Source organism: Erythrobacter ani (genome assembly GCF_019204025.1).
Classification (GTDB): domain Bacteria; phylum Pseudomonadota; class Alphaproteobacteria; order Sphingomonadales; family Sphingomonadaceae; genus Erythrobacter; species Erythrobacter ani.
The window spans coordinates 154,914-175,992 of record NZ_JAGSPB010000001.1 but is presented as its reverse complement, the minus strand read 5'-3'; the positions used below and the strand labels follow the sequence as shown (position 1 = coordinate 175,992).

Here is a 21,079-nt window from a genome sequence, read left to right as displayed (position 1 = left end):
TATTGCTTCTGATCGAATTCAAGGAAATACATTTGCGCAAACTCGGACTTGTCGGCGGCATGAGCTGGGTGTCCACCGGCATCTATTACGAGCGGATCAACAGGCTCGTACAGAAACGCTCCGCCCCGATGGCCAGCGCCCCGCTGCTCATCGAAAGCCTGAATTTCTGTGAGCTGTATGGCCTGCAGGATGACAAGGACTGGAAACGCGCGGCAAGCGTGCTTGGTGACAGCGCCAAGCGGCTGGAAGGTGCCGGGGCCGAGGCCCTGATCATTGGCGCCAATTCTATGCATAAACTCTACGATGAGGTTGCATCGCAGGTCGAGATACCGATTCTCCATATTGCCGAGCACGTCGGGCTTGCGCTGAAGGCGGCAGGTCACAAGAACGCGGCGCTTATCGGCACTCGTAATGTCATGACCGAAAGTTTCTATCGCAAACGATTGGTCTCGCACGGGATCGATCTGCTGCCGCCCAATATGAAGACGGTCGAGACACTCAACCACATCATCTATGACGAGTTGATGGTGGGCAAGGTGACCAGAGATGCGGAGCGTCAATTGCGGAGCATCATCACCACGAAGGCTCAGGAGGGTGCCGATTCCATCGTTCTCGCCTGCACCGAACTCGACCTGATCGTCGACGTGGATGCAAACGTCCTGCCCGTTTTCGATTCCACTCGAATTCATTGCCAGGCGGCGGCCGACTGGATCCTGGAGCAGGAATTGGTGGAATAGCGGTCATCTCGTCGCTTTCCGGCCACGGTCCGGCTTGGTGCGTCTTAACAAATGATGCGTCGCCGATCGTCACTGTCTAGGCCCGAATATGAGTTCGTCATTGTAATGAAGCAGACAAGCTCTGGGCTCTCGGGTCGCCTGAGGTCCGCGGGATCGCTCTTCAACCCCAATACATTGAAGAGCGATCCCGGTCCTTCTCCCACATTGCGCAGTAAGGTCGGCGAACCGGTCGCTGTCCACGGCAATCATTGGACGTTGCCGATCTGTTCCCGTTGAGCCGCTGCCCGCGCTGACCTAATCGCTGATGCGTGATGACCCGCGTCCCTTATGCAGCCGACCCTTCGCAAACACGCGGGCGCGAATTCGGTGTTCAGCCCCGCCCGGACGGAGGCGGCCATGTGAGCCATAGGGAAGCGGAAACGAGAGGGCCGCGGAGCGAATTTCAACGGGACCGCGACCGGATCATTCATTCGATGAGCTTCCGGCGCCTCAAATCGAAAACCCAGGTGTTCATTGCTCCGGACGGCGATCATTACCGCACGCGCCTGACACACAGTCTCGAAGTCGCGCAGATCGGGCGCGTTCTGGCGCGGGCTCTCGCACTTGACGAGGATCTGACCGAAGGGCTCTGCCTTGCGCACGACCTCGGTCATCCGCCGTTCGGCCATGCGGGGGAAGATGCTCTTTCCGAAGCGATGAGCAGATATGGCGGCTTCTGCCACAACGCCCAAGCACTTCGCACGGTGATGCGGATCGAAAGTCCCTATCCCGCGCATGATGGGCTCAACCTGACATGGGACTTGCTGGAGGGTTTGGCCAAACATAACGGACCCGTCTCCGCACCGAACTGGGCGCTGGCGCAGCTGAATGATGCGTTTCCTTTGGATCTTTCAACATGGCCGTCGCTCGAGGCGCAGATCGCAGCTGTTTCCGATGATATTGCGTACGATAATCACGATATCGACGACGGATTGAGAGCAGGGTTCCTGGGTCTGGATGATCTCATGGAGCTCGATTTCCTGGCTGATCAATGGCGAGCCGTCGAAAAGCGGTTTCCCAACGCTCCCCGCGACCGGATGCTGCGCGAACTGATCCGCGACCAGATCGGGCTGATGGTCAATGATGTGATCGAGCATACACGTACGCAGGCGGCTGGGCTGGGGTCGGTTGCCGATGTCAGAAATGCGGACCGGCAGATCGGCGGGTTCTCACCGGCAATGGCCGAGCATGAAAGGGCGCTGAAACGCTTCATGTATCGCAAGCTCTATTATCACCCTGAGCAGGTCGAAGCCGCGCAGCGCGCACGGGATGTCATTGCACGTCTGTTCGCTGCCTATTCGCAGGACGAACAGCTGATGCCTGCCGATTGGCGTGAGCGGCTGCCGCCCGTAGAACCTCATCGATCGCGTATGATCGCCGATTTCATCGCTGGGATGAGTGACAGTTTTGCAATGAAGGCGTGTGGTAGGATATACGGGGAGCAACCGCAGGGATTGAGCAATGTCTAACCTCAGAAGCGGCAGGCAAGCAAACAGGACGATGGGCCGGAAGTCGCCCGAACGCATCGGTATGGTCGGGGCTACCGGGCTGATCGGTCGTCGCGTCATCGAGATTTCCAGCGAGACCGATCAGGCCCGGATCGTCGGAATCGCCCGCCGGGAGATCACATTGCCTGAAGGCGCCCGGATGGAAATGTTCGTCGCCGATCCTGCCAAATGGGGTGAGGTGTTCGAGGCGGTCCAGCCGCGGTCCTTTATCTGCGCTCTTGGTACTACGTGGAAAAAGGCTGGCCGCGACGAGGAAGCGTTCCGGGCGGTCGACCAGGATTTGATCCTGCAAACGGCGGAAGCAGCCAAGGAAGCTGGCGTGCTCAACATGGTGCTTATCAGCGCAGCCGGTGCCAATCCGGGCTCCAAGAATTTGTACATGCGTGTAAAAGGCGAAACCGAGCAGCTCGTGTCCAAGGTCGGATTCAAACGACTCGATATCCTTCGGCCCGGACTACTTCGAGGATCGCGCCAAGATGATTTCCGCTTCGCTGAGAAGGCCGCGATGACGGTCGCACCTCTGGTCGAGCCGATGCTTCCAGCCAAGTACGGCATGTATCATTCGGTGAGCGCCGATCTGGTCGCCGAAGCTGCGCTTGGTCTGGCGATGCGCCGTGCGCAGGGACGCTTCACGCATGATCTCGACGCGATGAAGCGCGCCGCGCGCGAATGGCGCGCCAAAGCCGATAAGGATCGGGAACCAGACGACTGATGGATTGGGGACTGGTCTTTAGTGCGGTTAATCTGATTGCGCTTGTCGCATGGGTATTTCTCATCGCATTCCCGCGTTGGCCGTCCCTTCTTTCCGCCGTGCTTTATATGGGCGTGGGGCTGCTCTGCCTCATCTATTCGGCGGGGTTGATCGCGGTGCTGTCGGGTGTGTTGCCCACCGGAGGGGGAGGGGCGAATTTCACTTCTATCGATGGCGTGCGCGCAATTTTCTCCACCGACGTCGGCGTGACCATAGGCTGGACACACTACCTCGCATTCGATCTGTTTGTGGGCCTCTGGATCGCGCGGGATGCCGATGCGAAATTCTTCTCTCGATGGCTGCAGGCTCCGATTTTGCTGGCAACTCTGATGGCCGGACCGCTTGGTCTGTTCATCTGGCTACTGATCCGCGAACGGCGAGCCCGCGCATCGGGCAGGTTCCAGTAGCGTAAAGCGCTGGACCGCCAGCGCCGCTTTGCCCTAGGCTTATCGGTAAAGTCACATTGGGGAGAGGCCAAAGCCATGGAGCAGAATGCTCATCACAGCTACACCACGTTCGATGAAATCCTGCAGTTCTGGGCGAGCGAACGCCCCGATGCGACCGCTTTCGAACAGGATGGCCGGATCACGACGTACGCGCAGACCGATGACCTGACGCGGCGTCTGGTAACCTTGTTCAAGGATCGCGGCGTGGCAAACGGCGACCGGATCGCATGGCTTGGCAAGAACAAGGATATTTATTTCCTGCTTTACCTCACGGCAGCGCGTATGGGCGCGGTGATGGTCCCGATCGGTTGGCGGCTGGCACCGCGCGAGATTGCCTATATCCTTGAAGATACAGGCGCGAAGCTTCTGTTTTGTGGCGATGAATTCGTCGAAACTGCGCAAACCGTGTCGCAGGACGTACCGGCAAAGCCGCAAGTGATCGAAGCCGAAGCGGCGCGGCGCGAAGCGTCCCAATTACCGCCGGCCAGCTACGATCCTCCCGCCGCAGACGAGCCGATCCTGCAACTTTACACCTCGGGCACGACCGGCAATCCGAAGGGCGCGGTGCTTTCCAACGCTAACCTTCTCGGTCTGCGGAACCCCGGCAACGAAGCTGGTCTGGATTGGAATTTCTACGAGGATGGAGACTGCATGCTCATCGCCATGCCGTGTGCTCATATCGGCGGAACTGGTCTGATGAATATCGCCGTCGCCAACGGCATCCGCAGCGAGGTGCAAGGTGAATTCACCCCGATCGGCGTGCTCGAAGCGATTGAAAACGGCGCGACCCATATGTTCATCGTGCCTGCGGCGTTGCAGATGGTAGTGCAGCATCCACGCGCTGCCGACACCGATTTTTCCAACCTCAAATATTTGATGTACGGCGCTGCGCCGATGCCGCTCGAATTGTTGAAGGAAGCGGTCAAGACGATGCCGACGACCAAGTTCCTGCAGGCGTACGGCATGACGGAAACGAGCGGGACAATCTCGCTGCTGCCGCCGGATGACCACAGTCTTGAAGGTAATGAGCGGATGCGTTCGGCCGGAAAGGCCGTGCCCGGTGTTCAGATCGAAGTGAGGGACAGCAACAACAACGAGGTGCCCCGCGGTGAAATCGGGGAAGTCTGCATCAAGTCACCGTCCAATACGGCAGGCTATTGGAAGCTTCCGGAAGCCACGGCGAGCACCATCGACGACGACGGTTGGCTGCATACGGGCGACGCCGGAATTATGGATGCGGACGGCTACGTCTATATCCAGGACCGGATCAAGGATATGATCATTTCGGGCGGCGAAAACGTTTACCCCGCTGAGGTCGAGAATGCGATCTTCGGTCACCCGGCCATCGCGGAGGTGGCGGTGATTGGCATACCATCCGAAAAATGGGGCGAGGAAGTGAAAGCCTGCGTTGTTTGCAAGGCTGGTGCAGAAATCGACGAAGGCGAGGTTATCGCTTACACCCGCGAGCGAATTGCGGCATTCAAGGCTCCCAAGAGCGTTGATGTCATCCCGGAAATGCCGCGCAATGCCTCTGGCAAGATCCTCCGCCGCCAGTTGCGCGATCCCTACTGGCAGGGACAGGATCGGCAGGTGAGCTAGGCGTGAAAAAGCACGCGCCCGCTACCGAGCGAAATCGTGAGTTCATCGCAGAAGTTCTGGCAAAGGAGCTGCCCAAGACCGGCGTAGTCCTCGAAATAGCGAGCGGATCGGGCGAGCATGCCATCTACTTTGCGCACCGTTTCCCTCATTTGGAATGGCAGCCGAGTGACCACGAACGCGAAGCTCTGGCGTCGATCTTCGCCTGGGAAGAGGATCATGGTGCGCCGAATTTACGGCTGCCGACCGTTATCGACGCCGCCGATCCGGATAGCTGGGAAGTGCATGAAGCGGATGCGCTGCTCTGCAGCAATATGGCGCATATCAGTCCTTGGTCGGCGACCATTGGAATGTTCGAGGGCGCGGCTCGTGTCCTCAGCGAAACGGGCGCACCGATTATTCTGTACGGACCCTATTTTGAAAAGGACGTCGAGCCGGTTCGGTCCAATGTCGACTTCGACCTCAGCCTGAGGTCAAGAGACAATCGCTGGGGAATTCGCCAAGTCGATGAAGTCGATGCTCTGGCCGGACAACATGGCTTTAGTCGAACTGCGCGGCATGAAATGCCGGCAAACAACCTGGCGCTGGTTTATCGCCGTAACTGAGGCACTGCGAGGTCAGTCGATGGCTTCTTCGCCGGCGCGGCCGACTGAGGAAATGTCTTCGCCCAGTCCCTGAACCGTGTTGCATCCTGCAATGGATGCCAGAATCGCGGTGATGGTAAGCGTGCGCGTGATGCGGTTTTTCATGTCGAGAAGCCTATGGTGACAAAGTCATATAATCGCTTGGATCATCTGAATGTGCAATGAAAAAGGGGGCGGCCGCTCCATAGCGGCCGCCCCCTTTTCGGTAACGCTTTATGTCGATTAATCGATAGCTTCTTCGCCTGCCCGGCCGACCGAGCTGATGTCTTCGCCAGCGCCTTGCACGGTGTTGCACGCAGCAGCGGAGAGAGTCATCGTGCCCAGCGCGATTGCGATCATGGTCTTGCGGATCATAAATACCTCCTTGAGTTATGACGCGATTTTAATGCTTGGCAGGGCGTTCGGGTTCCCCGGTATCGCCCGCAGGTGCGTTTATTCGGGCCAATTGACGTTCGCGCCATGCAATCAGCACGCCGGCCGCAATGATCAGCGGGGCGCCGAACCACAGGTTCTGACTTGGTGCCTGGTCGAACACTGTCCAACCATACCATGTCGCCCAGAGAAGGGAGGTGTAGTCCATCAAGAGTATCACCGCCGCGGAACCAAATCGGAGCGAGGTGGTGAGCAAAATCTGAGCCAGGGCCCCGCAAAGCGCAACAGATATGATGATTGCCCAAGTCACCGGATCGTGTGGACCGATCACGAAGGGGAGCGCAATTGCCGAGATCGGCGCGGTGATTGCAGTAAACCAGAACACGATGCTCCATGGGCTTTCGGTTTTGTTGAGATCCTGAATCTGGAAGCTGATGAGCGCGACGAGCAGTGCCGCGATAAGGCCGACCGCAGCGCCGAATGGGTCGACCAGATCGCTTCCACCTCCAAGGAAGCTCGGCTCGGTGACAAGCAGCACGCCCGCAAAGCCGAGAACCACTGCGCCCCAACGGTAGCGCCCTACGCTCTCACCGAAAAACATGACCGATATCAGGACGGCGAAAAACGGGGCGGTGAAACTGATCGCAGTGGCTTCGGGCAGCGGCAGCAGCATGACTGCACCGTAGACGAAGAACATGCCGGTGAGGCCATATGCTGCACGGCGTGCATGGGCGCCGAACCGCTTGGTCTTAACCGTCGCCAGCCTACCCCAAGCGGCGAGGAGTCCGGCAACGCAAACTAGTGTGATCGCCTGCCGCCAGAATACCAACTCGGCCAGATGGACCCCGCGTGTTCCCGCTAATTTGACCAGCATTGCCATCATTGCCAGCGTCGCCGCGGTGGCAAGTCTAACGCCGAGTGCAAGCAGGGGGCGGGGGCGGGCGACGAATCCATCCATTGACCGCGGGCTGTAGGCAGGTCTCGATATTGCGCAAGCGCTGTGAGCGACTACATCGCCAGACTGTGATGGATTTCCTGACGCAAATTGCCTTCGCAAGCGACGCGGTCTTGCTGGCCTCCACCGGCGGCCTGTTCTGGGTCGTCGCGGCCTTGTGCGCCTTCATGGAGCGCCGCCGGAGCAGAGCGCGCTCGGTCGACCGCCTAGAGCGAGTCGGTTTCATGCCGTGGACGACCTTGTTCGTGCTTTGCGCAATCATCGGCGGGGGAATGCTCGCGATGAGCCTTCCCGTGGTGCTGGGAAACTTGTGATCTTGCAGCCCAGCGAGGTGGCATTCATTGCTCCTCTCACCGGCAGCGCCCGTCTGCGTTAGAGGCAGGCCTCGAGATAGGCCTGATCGAAGCCGAACTGACGCGCTTTTTCGAGCGTGTACGGGCGCAGGCCGCTGGAGCGGAATTCGCCGAGGATTTTGCCATCCTCGCTCTCGTCCAGATACTCGAACTTGAACAGGTTCTGGGTCACGATGACATCGCCTTCCATCCCGATGACCTCGGTGATGTCGGTGGTGCGGCGTGAACCGTCGCGAAGACGCTTGACCTGAACGATCAAGTCGACGCTTTCCGCGATCTGGCGACTGATCGCCTCCTTTGGAATCTTGATGTCGCCCATCAGGATCATGTTTTCCATACGGCCCAGGCACTCTCGCGGTGAGTTGGCGTGAAGCGTACACATCGAGCCGTCGTGGCCCGTGTTCATGGCGGCGAGAAGGTCGAAACATTCTGCCCCACGAATCTCACCCAGGATGATCCGGTCAGGGCGCATACGCAGGGCGTTCTTAACGAGGTCACCGATGGTGATGGCACCTTGGCCTTCAAGGTTTGGTGGACGCGTTTCGAGCGGTAGCCAGTGCGGTTGCTGCAGGCGAAGTTCCGCGGCATCCTCGATGGTGAGCACGCGCTCGCCCGGGTCGATCATTTTCGACAGGGCGTTGAGCATGGTCGTTTTACCTGAACCCGTACCGCCGGAGATGACAATGTTCATCCGGCAGGCACCGGCGATTTTCAGTGCGGTACACATCTTCTCGCTCATGGAACCGAATTCCTTGAGCATGTCCAAGGTGATCGGCTTCTCGGAGAATTTACGAATGGAGATCGCGGTGCCGCGCAATGAGAGTGGCGGGACGATCACGTTGACACGCGAACCATCTTTCAAGCGGGCATCGGCGAGCGGCGTGGTCTGGTCGACACGGCGGCCGACCTGGTTCACGATCCGCTGTGCGATCTGGAAGAGGTGCTGTTCATCGCGGAACCGGATCGGCGCGATGATGAGCTTACCTTTTTTCTCGATGTATGTCTGGTCCGGACCGTTGACCATGATGTCGGAAACGTCCGGGTCATTCAGCAATTCTTCGAGCGGGCCGAAGCCCAGCAGCTCGTCGATCAGGACTTTCTCAAGCGCGAACTGTTCACGGCGGTTGAGCGTGACCTTGAGCTCGGCCAGCACTTCCATGATGATCGGACGGAATTCCTCGCTCAGCTCTTCTTTGGAGAGCGTTGCGGCGGCTTCCGGATCGACCCGTTCGAGCAGACGGGGGAGCACCTGCTCCTTGATCTTGTGGACGCTTGCTTCGAATCCGCTGGCATCATGTTCGGTTTCGTGCGTCGCATTCATCCGCTCGGCGAGGCGGTCCATGGCTTCTGCAGAGTTCTGCGGCTTGGAATTGGCGGGCGGCGGGGCAGCGGATTTGGCTTTCTCCCCTTCTTCGGGGAGCGGCGGGAACTGTTCGCCGCCCTTCGCGCCACTGCCCGAAGGTTTCCCGGTCGTCATTGGCCGTGCGACGCCGAATGCCGGACGTCCGCCCGTTTTCGAACCGCCTGCACCGCCTTTTTTACCGAATGCGCTCATTCCAAGCCCCCGAGGCCTATAAATTCATAACACTACGCTTGCCCGCATCAGGGCGAACAGCGCCTCTCGAAGTTTGGTGAATAATTCGGAAACCTTATTTTTTTCCTAAATTTCGGGTGACCGCCGAGTGGTTAACACAATAAGCAATGCTCGGCATGCTTAAGGCAGTCGTTACGCTTGCGTTTCCAGCAGGCTGCGTTCACCGCGCCAGCATGTCTTGGCGGCTTCTGATCAGACGATGACCCACGAAGAGCGTATCGGGCTGGCTTATGCAGCGAGCGGTTTCGCGACCTTGGCTGTGGGCGACGCGGTGGTAAAAACCATGGCTGGCGAGTGGCCACCCTTCGCAGTCGCGGCGTTGCGGTTTTTCTTAGGAGCAGCTGTGCTGTCGGTGCTGCTGCTGCGGAGCGAGGGTCCTGAGGCGTTTAAGCCAAGACAGCCCTGGCTTCAGGTCGCACGCGGGGTTTGCCTCGCTCTTGCTTCGGTATGCTTCTTCTCTGCGATATATATCATGCCGCTCGCCGAAGCTTTGGCCATCGGCTTTCTCTCTCCAGTGCTCACGCAGGTTCTCTCAGGCCCATTGCTGGGCGAACGAGTGCGGCCGTCGGTTTATGGCGTGTCGCTCCTGGCATTGGCGGGGGTCGTGATCATCCTCCGGCCCAATCTGGCCGAACTGGGATGGAGCGCACTCCTGCCGCTTGTTTCGGCGGTGTTCTTCGCGTTGCTGATGATTGCGAATCGCGCGAGCGCAGGGCAGGGCAGCGCTCTTTCGATGCAGGTCTTCATGGCGGCGATTTGTGCCCCGATCCTTATCGTTTTGAGCGTAGGCTTGAAGTTCTCTGGCATTGAGCAGCTGGATTTCGGCTGGCCGAGCTGGGATGTGGTTGCGCGCTGCGGGGTGGTTGCCTTCACCGCGACCACCGCGCATTGGCTTGCATATATCGGCACATCGAAGGCAGGGGCTTCGCAGGTGGCTCCCGCGATTTATGTGCAGATGCTCATTGCGATCGCGCTGGGTTGGTGGTGGTTCGGTGACCGGCCCGACGTGATGACACTTTTAGGTGCAGGCCTGATAATTCTGGCTGGCCTGATCCTTTGGCGAAATGGGATGCGTGCCAGCTCGGGTTCAGGGAACTTGCCGTCTATGAGATAGAGGCTAGGAACGCGGCCTTGTTCAGAGTTTTATTCATCTAGCCGGGCCATTTGCGCTCGCATAAGCAGGAAATCATACGAAACATGTGCGGTATTATCGGAATCGTAGGCAGTGAACCTGTCGCAGATCGGCTGGTCGATGGTCTCAAGCGGATGGAATATCGCGGCTATGACAGCGCGGGCATCTGCACCTTGCATGATGGCAAGCTTGTGCGGCGTAGAGCCAAGGGAAAGCTTTCGAACCTCATCGACGTATTGCGCGAAGATGGCGCTCCCGGACATGTGGGCATCGCCCATACACGCTGGGCCACACACGGCGCGCCCACGGCTGAAAACGCACACCCCCATGCGACCGGCGAGGTGGCGATCGTCCACAACGGCATCATCGAAAACTACAAGGAACTGCGGGCGGAACTGCGTCAGAATGGTCACTCTTTCGAAAGCGAAACAGACAGCGAAGTCGTCGCGCACCTGATCTCTCGGAGGGTCGAAAACGGCGAGAGTCCGACCGAGGCTGTTCGCAATGTTCTTCCCAGACTGCGCGGCGCGTTCGCGCTCGCCGTCGCGTTTCGCGACCATCCCGAAATGCTGATCGGAGCGCGGCTGGGTTCGCCGCTAGTCCTTGGTTATGGTTTGGCAAATGAAACGCCGGAGATGTATCTCGGCTCTGATGCGCTCGCCCTTGCTCCCCTGACGCAGCAGATATCCTATCTCGAAGAAGGAGACTGGGCGGTCATCACTCGCGAGGGCGCTCAGATTTTCGACGTCGATGGTACCGAAGTGACGCGAGAAATCCGGGCGTCGGGCGCTTCCGCGACGGCGACGGAAAAGGGTAATTACCGTCACTTCATGCAGAAGGAAATTTTCGAGCAGCCAACGGTCGTGGCGCAGACGCTCGGTTCCTATCTGCGACGCGATGATTACTCGGTGGCGCTTCCGCAGTTCGAGTTCGATATCTCATCCGTCCGTCGACTTACGATCGTCGCATGCGGGACATCCTATTATGCCGGGCTTGTGGCCAAATACTGGTTCGAGCAATTCGCCCGCGTTCCCGTCGACATCGATGTTGCAAGCGAGTTCCGGTACCGCGAACCCGTTTTGGAAGAAGGCGGCCTTGCAATCTTCATTTCCCAGAGTGGAGAGACCGCAGACACGCTCGCGGCGCTGCGCCATTGCAAGGAAGAGGGCCAGACTATCGGTGTGGTCGTCAACGTGCCAACCAGCACCATGGCACGGGAAGCGGATCTATTGCTTCCGACCCATGCCGGTCCGGAAATCGGAGTTGCCTCGACAAAGGCATTTACGTGCCAGCTCGCCGTGCTGGCCGCGCTTGCAGCGCATATGGCGGTCAAGCGAGGGCTGATGAGCCGCCAAGACGAGATGGGAGTGGTGCAGCACCTGCTCGAAGCACCCGCTTGTCTCAACGCGGCTTTGGATCATGATGATGATATAGCCGCGATGGCGCATCTGATCGCTCCAGCACGCGATGTGCTCTATCTTGGGCGAGGCCAGGATTATCCGCTCGCACTCGAGGGCGCGCTCAAGCTCAAGGAAATCAGTTATATCCATGCAGAAGGATACGCTTCGGGCGAAATGAAGCATGGGCCGATTGCGCTGATCGACGAAGATGTGCCCGTCGTGGTGATCGCGCCATCAGGCCCGCTTTTCGAGAAAACAGTATCCAACATGGAAGAGGTCCGCGCGCGCGGCGGAAAAGTCGTGCTGATCTCCGATGCCAAGGGTATCGAGGATGCAGGCGAGGGCTGCATGGCGACCATCGAAATGCCGCAAGTGCATCCTCTGATCGCTCCGCTCGTCTATGCGATCCCAGTGCAATTGCTCGCCTATCATGTGGCCGTCGTGAAAGGCACAGATGTGGATCAACCGCGGAACCTTGCAAAATCGGTCACTGTCGAATGAGAATTCGTGGCCTGCCAGGTTCTCAAATGGATGGCATGGTTAAGTTGGACTAAATATGGCTCGGCGATGGCGCGTGTTTTTCCCTAACAATCTGTAACAAAATGGAAAAATACCCAACTCGCGATCTGGAAATACTTGCCGATTTGTTCCGCAATTTTACCCCCCTCTAACCTTTGCTCCTTAATTGGTCTCGTGTGAGCAAACCGGTTCCTTCCCAACAGCAGGCAAGACCACCTGAGTTGTCAGTATCCGCGGTTCTTGGATTCAAGAACCGCGGTGATGCCGATTGGGTGCGTCTGCGCGGATTGCAATACGCTTCACTGGCGAAGCTTACGGTGAGCCGAGGATGCGGTCAGGCCGTGCTCGCGCTGTTTGTCGCTCAAATCTATATCGGCACCGTTCCGCTCCATTGGCTTGCGGCGTGGTTGCTCGGTCTGTGCCTCGTGCATGCTCGCGGAATTCTGATCGATAACAAGCTGGCAGATTCCGAGAGCCGGACGGTGACATCGCAGGATTTCAGACGGAATCTTTCAAGTGCGATCCTTTCGGGCCTGATGTGGTCGGTTCCTGTTCTTGTCTTTGCCCCGTTCGGCACAGCGACTGACCTTGCCTCCCTGCTCCTTGTCCTCGTCCTAATCGTTGCCGGTTCCATTTACTTCGCCACGAACGCACCGATAAGCATCGTGGGCGCGACCATCCTCATCTCACTGGCCACGATGACCCACGCTGCCCTGTCGGATATGTGGATCCTCGTAGGCATGACATTTGTCTTCATGGTCGCATCTGTTCTGGGTGCAATCGAAGTCGGCCGTGTGCATCTGGCGGCCCGCATCGCCGAGACCAGCCTGGTCGAGAAGGAGGAGGTCGTCTCGCTGCTCCTGCGCGAATTCGAAGAGAACGAAGCAGATTGGCTCTGGGAGATAGATACAACTCGCCGGTTGCGCTCGGTCAGCCCCCGATTTGCCTTTGCATTGGGGCACCGACAATCAGAAGTCGAGGGCAAGCCATTGCTTGAACTGATCGCGACACGGGATTGCGATCCTCGAGATTATGCGCCGAGCCTGCGTGAGCTGGCTGAGCGGCTGAAGGCCCATGAAAACTTCTCGAATCTGATCGTGCACGTTTCGATCCGGGGCGAAGAGCGCTGGTGGGAATTATCAGGCACTCCTATGCGCGACGACCGCGGCAAGTTCATAGGGTTTCGCGGCGTTGGGTCGGACGTGACCGAGCAGCGAGCTTCAAGCGAGAAGATCGCCTACCTCGCTCGGTTCGACACTCTTACAGCGCTGCCCAACCGTTTACAGATCAATGAAGGCCTGGGCGAGGCTCTTCGATATGCCGCCCAGTGGCGCACACGCTGTGCGCTCCTGATGGTCGATCTCGACCGCTTCAAGGCGGTGAACGATTCGCTTGGGCACATGATAGGCGACAAGCTGCTCGCGCAGGTCTCTTCTCGGCTTCAGACGATCATTGGCGGCGATTTGCTTTGCGGGCGCCTTGGCGGTGACGAGTTCGCGATCGTCATCCGCGATGCCAGCGACAGCGACCTTATAAGCAGCACCGCGCTCAAGGTGATCGAAGTGCTTTCCGAGCCATATCAGGTTGACCAGCACACATTGTATGTGGGGGCGAGCGTCGGTTCGGCGGTCGGTCCGCGCGACGGAAACTCGGTCGAAGAGCTTATGCGAAACGCCGACTTGGCGCTTTACCGCGCAAAGGATGTCGGTGGGGGCGAGCATTGCCGGTTTGAACCCGAGCTACACGCCACGGCGGAGGAGCGACGGCGTTTGGAGGTGTCGCTTCGCAAGGCTGTGCTCGAAGACGAATTCGTCCTTCATTACCAGCCAGTCGTTGATGCAAGAAACGAGCAGATCGTCAGCTTCGAAGCGCTCGTGCGCTGGAACAGTCCCGAGCACGGGTTCGTCAGCCCGGGCAAGTTCATTCCGTTGGCGGAAGACACCCGCTTGATCGTGCCCCTTGGCCGGTGGATCTTGCGAGAATCCTGCATGGAAGCGCGGGCATGGCCCGATGACATCAAGGTCAACGTCAACGTGTCGCCAGAGCAGCTCCTTGAGCCCGAATTTCACCAGGACGTGATCGACGCACTTGCAGCCAGCGGATTGAGACCAGAGCGGCTTGAAGTCGAAGTCACCGAAAGCATCTTCGTGCGAGACGCGACGACGGCTCGCAATTCGCTTGAGCAGATCATGGCTCTCGGGTGTTCGGTTGCGCTGGACGATTTCGGGACCGGGTATTCTTCGCTAGGCTATCTGCGAAAGCTGCGATTCTCTACCATCAAGGTCGATCGCACTTTTGTGCAGGGCGCCGCTCAGGGCAGCAATGAAAGTCTCGCCATTATCAACGCGGTTGTGGCGATGGCGCAGAGCCTGGACATGACGACCACTGCCGAAGGTGTCGAGACGGCAGAGGAAGCCGAGCTTATCCGCAACCTTGGCTGCGACAAAATTCAGGGATTCTATTTCGGAAGGCCGATGTCGAAAGAAGAAGCCATCCGCCTGTTTCGTACCATGAACGACCAGCGCGAGGCGAGCTGATCTCCGTCTTCGGTTCAGGCGTTGACCAACGCCGCGATGACATTCTCGAAAAGTCTGCGACCATCCGCGCCGCCCAAAGAGGGATGCGCTGCCGGTGAAATCGCGCGTTCCGGATGAGGCATCATGCCAAGCACCCTTCCGTTAGCGCTGAGTATCCCCGCAATGTCGCGGCGCGATCCGTTGACGGGTTCGCCGTAACGAAACGCGATGCGGCCTTCACCTTCAAGCTGATCCAGCACTGACTCATCGGCAAAATAATTGCCATCATGATGCGCTATGGGAACTCGCAGAATTTCGCCCGGCTCGAATCCTCTTGTGAAGAGCGAGGAGGTGTTTTCGACCTTGAGGGGAACGGTTTTGCACACGAAAGTCTGGCCCGAATTGCGCATCAGCGCGCCCGGCAGCAGCCCGCTTTCGGTGAGGACTTGGAAGCCGTTGCATACGCCGAGTACGGGCACGCCGCTCTGCGCTGCGGCCACAACCGCCCGCATTATCGGGCTCTTCGCGGCCATTGCGCCTGAACGCAGGTAGTCGCCGTAGGAAAAGCCGCCGGGCAGGGCGAGCAGATCCAAATTGGTCGGCAGGTCCGCATCACCGTGCCAAATCCTTAGGGCTGGTTCGCCGGAAACAGCCTCTAGTGCGACGGCCATGTCGCGGTCGCAGTTGGAACCGGGGAAGGTTATTACGCCCGCTCGGAAACCCATCAGGCTGGCTCCTTCTCGCTGTCCAGCTTCTCGATCGCGAAATCCTCGATGACCATGTTCGCCAGTAGTTTTTCGCACATCGAGTTGAGCGCGTCGTCGCTCGTGCCATCGGCGACATCCATGTCGATCATGCGTCCGATCCGGACATCTTTCACGCCTTCGAATCCGAGTCCTTCGAGAGCATGGTGGACAGCGCGGCCCTGCGGATCGAGAACCCCTGGCTTGAGGCGGACGAGAATGCGGACTTTCATGAGATTGTTCCTCAGCGTGACGGCAAGGTGCGAATTTGTCCGACCCTATAGCGTGCGCATGGGTGGGCGCAATTCCTGTGGTGGGCCTTCCCACTATATTGGCTGTCTGGGATGTGTGCCTGGCAGCTCGTGCCGTGCCTAGGTGTCGCCCGAGTGCAACAGCGAATGGCAGAGTGACCTCGCTTTAGCAGTTTCTCGCAGGATTCTGATTGGTCGAACTCGCCAGAATCGCGCTGGTCTGGCACTTGCTGGGTCGTAGTTTTTGGCAGTTTCGCCCTTCATCGACCCAAATCAAAGGCTATTCCGATGACATCCTGCGCTGTTTCCATCCGTTCGATCCTCACAAGCTCAACCATCCTCACCGCTGCCGCATTCGGGCTGTCCGCGCCGGCCGCGGCGCAAGACGCCGAGGATGAAAGCGAGGCCGATGCCGGCCAGCTTTCCTCGATCATCGTCACGGCCAACCGCCGCGAGGAGAACCTTCAGGATGTTGCGGTTTCCGCGGACATCCTGAACCAGACACGAGTCGACAATATTTTCGCGGCAGCCGGGGATACCACAGCACTCGCAGGCTCGGTCCCTGGTCTGAACGTGGAAAGTTCCAATGGCCGCGTTGCGCCGCGTTTCTACATCCGCGGTCTCGGCAACACCGATTTCGATCTCGCCGCCTCGCAGCCGGTTTCAGTCATCATGGACGACATTGTTCTCGAAAACGTGACGCTCAAGAGCTTTCCCATCTTCGATATCGAGCGCATCGAAGTCCTTCGCGGACCGCAAGGTACGTTGTTCGGTCGCAACACACCTGCCGGCATCGTCAAGATCAACACGGTGAGGCCCAGCGACGAGGCGGACATTCGCGGATCCGTGTCTTACGGATCGTTCGACACGGTCTCGCTGAACGCAGCTGTCGGCCGGGCTATCGTCGAGGAGAAGCTGGCGTTCCGCGTGTCGACCCAGCTCCAGCGCCGCAGCGACTGGATCGACAACGGCTTCACCGGCGAGGATGACGCACTCGGAGGGTTCACCGATTTCGCCGTGCGTGGGCAGCTTTTGCTTACCCCTGACGAGGAGAAGCGTTTCACTGCGCTGGCGCAGATCCAGTACCGCGATCTCGAAGGCAGCTCGACTTTCTTCCGCGCCAATGTGCTTGGACCGGGCGACAACGATCTGAACGCGAATTACGACCGCGATACCGTATTTTATGACGCGGGCGGCGGTAACCCCGCCGAATATGAGCAATGGGGTGCGACGCTAAACCTAGGATACGAGTTCGACGGCGCGACGCTGACGTCGATCACGGGTTATTACGAAAGCGAAGGGTTCAGCCGCGGCGATATCGACGGCGGCAATCTGGTGACCGGGCCGGGATTCATCCCTTTCCCCTCGGACACGCAGGATTCGATCGATCTCTACCAGTTTACGCAGGAGATTCGTCTGGCCTCGAACACCGATGGCCCACTGACATGGCAGATCGGCGGATTTTATTTCGAGAGTGATTTCGACGTTTCGACGGTAGGATTCACTTTTCCTCCTCCCGTCACCGTCAATCACACGAATGATGCCTGGGCCGTCTTCGGTCAAGCGAGCTATCAGTTGACGGAAGCCGTCCGTCTGACCGGCGGTTTGCGCTATACCGATGACGAGAAGGATTTCTTCGTCGTCTCTGGTGCTGCACCGCAGCCTGTCAGCGTCCAGGACGACCAGTTCGATTGGGATGTCAGCCTGTTTGTCGATCTGTCCGATGATGTGAGCGTCTACGGCAAGGTGGCAGACGCATTCCGCGGCCCGACCATTCAAGGACGCGATGTCGCGTTCTTCAATCCGCCATCGGTTGCGCAGTCAGAGAACATCATGTCCTATGAAGCCGGTTTCAAAACCGAGCTGGCCGACAGGAGAGTGCGCATCAACGGCGCTGTGTTCTATTACACAGTCGACGATCCGCAATTCACAGCAGTCGGCGGCGCAGGCAACCTGGTGCAGCTTATCAACGCCAACGAAGGCGAAGCGTACGGTTTCGAATTGGACACCGCATTCCAGATCACGCCGAATTTCGAAGTCACTATCGGCATCGCTTACAACGATACAGAGATCAAGGATCCCAATCTCGAGGTTGGAACGTGCGCGCAGTGCACCGTTACCGATCCGACGCGGACGATAGCCGGACCCTTTGGCCCGGTCGTTTTTGCATCGGTTGACGGCAATCCTTTCCCCAATGCACCGGAATGGAGCGGCGATCTCACTGCGAGCTACACGATTCCGGTGGGCGACGATGATGAGTTCTTCATCTTCACCGATTGGGTATATCTCGGCGATACCAATTTTCTGCTTTACGAAAGCCTCGAATTCAATGCGGGCAGCCGATTCGAAGGCGGCTTGAGGGTAGGGTATCGCGCCAATAACGGGGCGTGGGAACTTGCAGCCTTTGCTCGCAACATCACGTCGGAAGATAACGTCCAGGGCGTGATCGATTTCAACAACAACACTGCCTTCGTCAACGAACCCAGAGTGTTCGGAGTTTCACTTGGGTTCGATTACTGATCGAGAGCTGCGGGTCCCGGCTGCGCTAAGACAATAACCGGGCTAAATCTTGCGGGGCCGTCAGTAGGCGAACTGGCGGCCCCCTTTTTTGCTCAACTATTCGCGATATCCCGCGCGTCGTTTCCCGGTACGACCTGAATTTCAAGCGCGCTTTCCGGATCGAGATATCGATTGGCCACGGCCTTCAAATCCGCTGGAGTAATTCCCATCAGCAGGTCGGGACCGCGGAAAAATCGCTCCAACCTATCCGGCTGGCTCTGTGCGTTGTCGGCAAGGCCCATCCATCCACCCAAACTCTTGAGCGCATTGTCATAGGTTTCCAGCAGCGGCTTTCGAGCGCGCTCGATCAGATCGCTGTCGATGGCATCGCCATCACGGATATCGGTCAGCATCTCGGTAATGGCTTCGCGTGTCGCGGCAATCTGCCCCACGTCGATTGAAGCGCCGAGAGAGAAGGTGCCGTAATCTTCGTAAATGCGGCTGCTCCTCGTCGTTGCATAGGGAGAATAGGCCTGACCCAGTTCTTCCCGCAGCCGGTCGAGCATTTCCAGCCGTACCGCTTGCGATAATAACCAAATGCGCAACGTCTCTTCAAAATCATCGTCGTCGGTTGTCGGCCAATAGAGCCGCAAGATTGCCTGATCGCTTTCGCCGGAGTGGGTTATGGTGCGCGGGGACCGGTCATCGGTGAACCTTCGCGTGCGTGCTTCGTCGCGGGGCTGGAACTCTGCCTCGCGCGGCGGCAGTGCGCCAAGGGTGGCCGCGACTGCAGAAATGGCTGCATCCTCGTCAAGGTCTCCTACCAGAGCGATCTCAATCGCTCCGCTGCGAAGACGATCCTCTATCGCTGCGTTCAGCTTGGCGTAGTCGAGCGCGAGGAAATCGGCCTCCGGCTGCAGAGAAAACCGAGGGTCGCCATCTGAAAGGATGCTGCCGATGCGGGTGCTTAGTGCGCTGGAAGGTGTCGCATCGAGAGTGGCGAAATAGCTTTCTATTCCCCGGCGATATCGCTCCATACCTTCGCGCCGATAGCCTGGGTCCACCAGCGTTGCCGCCGCTACCTGCAATTGCAGTTCGAGATCACGCGGCGTCGTGTTGGATCCCATCACGAAGCTTTCTGCATTGCTTCCAAGGCCGAAGCCGACCGTGCGTCCTGCCAGAACGGTGCGCAATTCATCCTGGCTGTGCTGTCCCAGACCGCCACCTGCGAGGGCTGAGATCATCGCAGTTTTCAGCGGATCCTCGGCCGTGTTCATCAAGTCGCCGCCGTCGACGGACATGCGAAAGCGGATGCGATCTTCGCGGATGTCGGTTTTTTTGAGAGTCAGGCGAACGCCATTCGCAAAGGTGACATAGCGAAAGCCGAGACGAGGTTCGGTCGTGTCTGAGACGACCAAGCCGGGCTCGCCGAAGTCGGTGTATGCGAACTCGAGGGAGCCGATGTCCTCGGGCGCGGAAATTGGCAGTTCCATTGCTTTCAGAAAAGCTGACCTGAGCGCGTCCGCGCCGCCGTCTGGCGCTTCTCGCCCTTGGAACCGGATAAGGGGCTCGAGGAGAGGCGCTGCATCGCTTCTCAGCGAGGCAAGCACGTTTTCTGGTGTGAGCTGGCCCTGCACGTCCTCAAGCAAGGAAAGTCGATAGCTCGGTGTGGTCGGTATTCTGTCATCGGAAACAAGAGACAGCGCAGCACCGGCATAGGCTTGGTTGGTCCGGGTCGCCTCGCCCTCGACTGCATTTTCCAGAGCCGTTCGAATGCTGGCCAACTGTTCGTCTATCTCGGCTTGCGTAAAACCAAAGGTCATCGCTTGATGAACCTCGCGCACTGCCGCAAGTACACCTTTTCGCCATTCTCCGTCCGCGCTCGATATCGTCAGCGTGGTTGCGCGAGCATCCTCGAACACATCGCTGCTGCCGAAACGTGCTGCACGAAACGGTGCATCTTCCCCGCGCGCGAGCCGAGAGAGGCGACGATTGACGATACGGTATCCGAGTGATCGAACGATCGTCGCCTTCCGCTCGGCGACCCTGTCGGGCCGATCCTGCCACGGCGCCAATCGGGTGAAGGCGACGCTCTCGGACAGTGCAGGATCGACATAGATATCGGTCAGGCCGCTACGGGTAATGTCGATCGGGCCGGTCTCCGGCTCGACTGGTGCAGGGGCCGCCTGCCAATCTGCGAACCGGGCCCGGATTTTCTGTTCCATCGGCTCGGCCGGAAAATCGCCAACGATGACAAGCACCGTATTGGCAGGTGTGTAAGTGCGCTCATAAAGTCCGCGCAGTTGCTTGGCGGACGCCGTCTCGAGGCTTTCAATCGTACCAATCGGCAGCCGTTTGGAAAAGCGCGCGTCCGGCGCAAGAAATTCTAAGCTGTCTTCCTGCGCCCGTTGGCGAAATCCCGCGCGATCCCGGCGTTCTGACAGCACGACGCCGCGCTCACGTTCGACCGCGTCCTGAGCGATGGTGAGCTCGCTCGCAGTTTCACGCATCAACATCAGCGCCGTATCGAGGAGGTCGGCATCATTGCGGGGCAGATTGAGCAGGTATGTGATCGCATCGAAACCCGTAGTGGCATTGGTGTCTGCACCGAATGCCAGTCCCTCACGCTCAAGCAGTTTTATCATTTCGCCTTCGGGTATGCCGGTGGACCCGTTGAACGCCATATGCTCCAGAAAATGCGACAGGCCGCGTTCGGATTCCGTTTCGTCGAGCGATCCGGAATTGATCCGCATTCGGACCAGCGCTGTACCCTCAGGCGTCGAGTTCTGCCGGACTATATATCGCAGCCCGTTATCGAGTTTGCCGAACACGTACCCCGGATCGACCTCGACGTCGCTGCTTTCGAAAAACCAGGCGGGTTCGCTTTGGACCGATTCCTGGTCTGACGTTTCCTTCGAGGGATTAGGGGCTTCTTGTGCGCCGAGGCCAGAGGTCAGTGCGAGGCTGGGAAGGGCAAGCGTCAGCCCCGCCGCAATAACACGTGCAGACAGTTTCATATTTCTT

Annotated in this window: 18 protein-coding genes; 11 read left to right on the top strand and 7 right to left on the bottom strand. The window is 58.6% G+C overall.

Features of this window, described 5'->3' with window-relative positions:
* Window positions 1-32: 32 nt before the first annotated feature.
* The 6 genes from KCG45_RS00905 to KCG45_RS00880 all read left to right on the top strand — a co-directional run bounded on the left by KCG45_RS00905 (window position 33) and on the right by KCG45_RS00880 (window position 5,682).
* Window positions 33-737, top strand: coding sequence for an aspartate/glutamate racemase family protein (locus KCG45_RS00905; RefSeq protein WP_218315275.1), 705 nt, complete (start codon window positions 33-35; stop codon window positions 735-737).
* A 311-nt stretch (window positions 738-1,048) separates the two neighbouring features.
* Window positions 1,049-2,245, top strand: coding sequence for a deoxyguanosinetriphosphate triphosphohydrolase (locus tag KCG45_RS00900; RefSeq protein ID WP_218315274.1), 1,197 nt, complete (start codon window positions 1,049-1,051; stop codon window positions 2,243-2,245).
* Entirely contained in the window at window positions 2,238-2,996 is a 759-nt protein-coding gene (locus KCG45_RS00895) for an NAD(P)H-binding protein (RefSeq protein WP_255547885.1), read from the top strand. The genes KCG45_RS00900 and KCG45_RS00895 overlap by 8 nt, the downstream gene beginning before the upstream one ends.
* Complete coding sequence (locus KCG45_RS00890; protein WP_218315273.1) at window positions 2,996-3,442, top strand: ABA4-like family protein; 447 nt, start codon at window positions 2,996-2,998, stop codon at window positions 3,440-3,442. Before KCG45_RS00895 ends, KCG45_RS00890 begins: the two co-directional genes overlap by 1 nt.
* 75 nt (window positions 3,443-3,517) lie before the next feature.
* Window positions 3,518-5,080 (top strand): long-chain-fatty-acid--CoA ligase, encoded by a 1,563-nt coding sequence (locus KCG45_RS00885; protein ID WP_218315272.1) that lies wholly within the window; start codon window positions 3,518-3,520, stop codon window positions 5,078-5,080.
* 2 nt (window positions 5,081-5,082) lie between these two features.
* Window positions 5,083-5,682 (top strand): DUF938 domain-containing protein, encoded by a 600-nt coding sequence (locus tag KCG45_RS00880; RefSeq protein WP_218315271.1) that lies wholly within the window; start codon window positions 5,083-5,085, stop codon window positions 5,680-5,682.
* A 12-nt stretch (window positions 5,683-5,694) separates the two neighbouring features.
* On the opposite strand, the gene KCG45_RS00875 is transcribed toward KCG45_RS00880, so the two are convergent.
* From KCG45_RS00875 to KCG45_RS00865, 3 genes are all read right to left on the bottom strand, one after another.
* Window positions 5,695-5,826 (bottom strand): entericidin A/B family lipoprotein, encoded by a 132-nt coding sequence (locus KCG45_RS00875; RefSeq protein ID WP_218315270.1) that lies wholly within the window; start codon window positions 5,824-5,826, stop codon window positions 5,695-5,697.
* A 117-nt stretch (window positions 5,827-5,943) separates the two neighbouring features.
* A complete protein-coding gene (locus tag KCG45_RS00870) occupies window positions 5,944-6,075 on the bottom strand; it encodes an entericidin A/B family lipoprotein (RefSeq protein ID WP_218315269.1) in 132 nt (43 codons plus the stop codon).
* Between the two features lie 28 nt (window positions 6,076-6,103).
* A complete protein-coding gene (locus tag KCG45_RS00865) occupies window positions 6,104-7,051 on the bottom strand; it encodes a DMT family transporter (protein ID WP_218315268.1) in 948 nt (315 codons plus the stop codon).
* A 68-nt stretch (window positions 7,052-7,119) separates the two neighbouring features.
* Between KCG45_RS00865 and KCG45_RS00860 the strand changes: the two genes are divergently transcribed.
* Window positions 7,120-7,362 (top strand): hypothetical protein, encoded by a 243-nt coding sequence (locus tag KCG45_RS00860; protein WP_218315267.1) that lies wholly within the window; start codon window positions 7,120-7,122, stop codon window positions 7,360-7,362.
* Between the two features lie 58 nt (window positions 7,363-7,420).
* Here KCG45_RS00860 and KCG45_RS00855 read toward each other — a convergent pair whose 3' ends face one another.
* Window positions 7,421-8,956 carry a TadA family conjugal transfer-associated ATPase gene (locus KCG45_RS00855; protein WP_218315266.1) on the bottom strand — a complete coding sequence of 512 codons (1,536 nt, stop codon included), beginning with the start codon at window positions 8,954-8,956 and terminating at the stop codon, window positions 7,421-7,423.
* Between the two features lie 238 nt (window positions 8,957-9,194).
* Here KCG45_RS00855 and KCG45_RS00850 point away from each other — a divergent pair, with 238 nt between their 5' ends.
* The 3 genes from KCG45_RS00850 (at window position 9,195) to KCG45_RS00840 (ending at window position 14,583) form a co-directional block, all read left to right on the top strand.
* Complete coding sequence (locus KCG45_RS00850; protein WP_218315265.1) at window positions 9,195-10,109, top strand: DMT family transporter; 915 nt, start codon at window positions 9,195-9,197, stop codon at window positions 10,107-10,109.
* Between the two features lie 83 nt (window positions 10,110-10,192).
* Complete coding sequence (gene glmS / locus KCG45_RS00845; RefSeq protein ID WP_218315264.1) at window positions 10,193-12,028, top strand: glutamine--fructose-6-phosphate transaminase (isomerizing); 1,836 nt, start codon at window positions 10,193-10,195, stop codon at window positions 12,026-12,028.
* Window positions 12,029-12,267: 239 nt separating this feature from the next.
* The gene (locus KCG45_RS00840; RefSeq protein ID WP_255547884.1) at window positions 12,268-14,583 is read left to right on the top strand and encodes a putative bifunctional diguanylate cyclase/phosphodiesterase; all 2,316 of its coding nucleotides are present in this window, start codon (window positions 12,268-12,270) and stop codon (window positions 14,581-14,583) included.
* A gap of 14 nt (window positions 14,584-14,597) precedes the next feature.
* On the opposite strand, the gene purQ is transcribed toward KCG45_RS00840, so the two are convergent.
* Both purQ and purS read right to left on the bottom strand, forming a co-directional pair.
* Window positions 14,598-15,287 (bottom strand): phosphoribosylformylglycinamidine synthase subunit PurQ, encoded by a 690-nt coding sequence (gene purQ, locus KCG45_RS00835; protein ID WP_218315262.1) that lies wholly within the window; start codon window positions 15,285-15,287, stop codon window positions 14,598-14,600.
* Entirely contained in the window at window positions 15,287-15,538 is a 252-nt protein-coding gene (gene purS, locus KCG45_RS00830; protein ID WP_218315261.1) for a phosphoribosylformylglycinamidine synthase subunit PurS, read from the bottom strand. The genes purQ and purS overlap by 1 nt, the downstream gene beginning before the upstream one ends.
* A gap of 306 nt (window positions 15,539-15,844) precedes the next feature.
* Between purS and KCG45_RS00825 the strand changes: the two genes are divergently transcribed.
* The gene (locus KCG45_RS00825; protein WP_218315260.1) at window positions 15,845-18,076 is read left to right on the top strand and encodes a TonB-dependent receptor; all 2,232 of its coding nucleotides are present in this window, start codon (window positions 15,845-15,847) and stop codon (window positions 18,074-18,076) included.
* A 92-nt stretch (window positions 18,077-18,168) separates the two neighbouring features.
* On the opposite strand, the gene KCG45_RS00820 is transcribed toward KCG45_RS00825, so the two are convergent.
* On the bottom strand, window positions 18,169-21,072 hold the full coding sequence (locus tag KCG45_RS00820) for a M16 family metallopeptidase (protein WP_218315259.1): 2,904 nt from the start codon (window positions 21,070-21,072) through the stop codon (window positions 18,169-18,171).
* Window positions 21,073-21,079 lie beyond the last annotated feature (7 nt).

Excerpts from the sequence above, each read along its gene's own strand:
- purQ (WP_218315262.1), bottom strand. The coding sequence starts at position 15,287 with ATGGGTTTCCGAGCGGGCGTAATAACCTTCCCCGGTTCCAACTGCGAC.
- KCG45_RS00895 (WP_255547885.1), top strand. The coding sequence starts at position 2,238 with ATGTCTAACCTCAGAAGCGGCAGGCAAGCAAACAGGACGATGGGCCGG.
- KCG45_RS00820 (WP_218315259.1), bottom strand. The coding sequence starts at position 21,072 with ATGAAACTGTCTGCACGTGTTATTGCGGCGGGGCTGACGCTTGCCCTT.
- KCG45_RS00885 (WP_218315272.1), top strand. The coding sequence starts at position 3,518 with ATGGAGCAGAATGCTCATCACAGCTACACCACGTTCGATGAAATCCTG.
- KCG45_RS00860 (WP_218315267.1), top strand. The coding sequence starts at position 7,120 with ATGGATTTCCTGACGCAAATTGCCTTCGCAAGCGACGCGGTCTTGCTG.
- purS (WP_218315261.1), bottom strand. The coding sequence starts at position 15,538 with ATGAAAGTCCGCATTCTCGTCCGCCTCAAGCCAGGGGTTCTCGATCCG.
- KCG45_RS00875 (WP_218315270.1), bottom strand. The coding sequence starts at position 5,826 with ATGAAAAACCGCATCACGCGCACGCTTACCATCACCGCGATTCTGGCA.
- glmS (WP_218315264.1), top strand. The coding sequence starts at position 10,193 with ATGTGCGGTATTATCGGAATCGTAGGCAGTGAACCTGTCGCAGATCGG.
- KCG45_RS00900 (WP_218315274.1), top strand. The coding sequence starts at position 1,049 with ATGACCCGCGTCCCTTATGCAGCCGACCCTTCGCAAACACGCGGGCGC.
- KCG45_RS00890 (WP_218315273.1), top strand. The coding sequence starts at position 2,996 with ATGGATTGGGGACTGGTCTTTAGTGCGGTTAATCTGATTGCGCTTGTC.
- KCG45_RS00865 (WP_218315268.1), bottom strand. The coding sequence starts at position 7,051 with ATGGATGGATTCGTCGCCCGCCCCCGCCCCCTGCTTGCACTCGGCGTT.
- KCG45_RS00850 (WP_218315265.1), top strand. The coding sequence starts at position 9,195 with ATGACCCACGAAGAGCGTATCGGGCTGGCTTATGCAGCGAGCGGTTTC.
- KCG45_RS00825 (WP_218315260.1), top strand. The coding sequence starts at position 15,845 with ATGACATCCTGCGCTGTTTCCATCCGTTCGATCCTCACAAGCTCAACC.
- KCG45_RS00870 (WP_218315269.1), bottom strand. The coding sequence starts at position 6,075 with ATGATCCGCAAGACCATGATCGCAATCGCGCTGGGCACGATGACTCTC.
- KCG45_RS00855 (WP_218315266.1), bottom strand. The coding sequence starts at position 8,956 with ATGAGCGCATTCGGTAAAAAAGGCGGTGCAGGCGGTTCGAAAACGGGC.